Below are 323 nucleotides of genomic sequence, written 5' to 3'. Positions count from 1 at the left end.
GGCTTAAAATTGTTGGTAAAGAAAGAGGAGTTTTTAAACCAAAGAATAAAAAAGAAAGCACCAATGATGAAATAAAGTGTTTTGTCTTTACCATTAATATGTTCAAAGACACGACCAAAGGATACACTGTATTCATTCAGAAAAGAGAGTTTCTGTGCATATTTGTCAGGAAGCATCAGTTCACCAAAGAACATAGCTTTAAGGACTTTGATAGCATCATCCCATTCTTTAGCGCGGAAGAAGACCCAAGCGATGTTAATAAAGTTGAAAGTAATAAACCAAGCTAGTATAGAGTTCATAGTAAAACCAAGTGTTTTCCATAT

General features: G+C 33.7%; 1 pseudogene. It reads right to left on the bottom strand.

Going from position 1 to position 323, the window contains the following annotated elements:
- Window positions 1-299: pseudogene (locus P6N22_RS10655) on the bottom strand (MBOAT family protein); the annotation flags it as partial.
- Window positions 300-323: the final 24 nt, after the last annotated feature.

The organism is Sulfurimonas sp. C5 (assembly GCF_029872055.1).
Lineage (GTDB): Bacteria > Campylobacterota > Campylobacteria > Campylobacterales > Sulfurimonadaceae > Sulfurimonas.
Note: the sequence above shows the minus strand (reverse complement) of the source record. Positions and strands in the feature narration are given on the sequence as shown.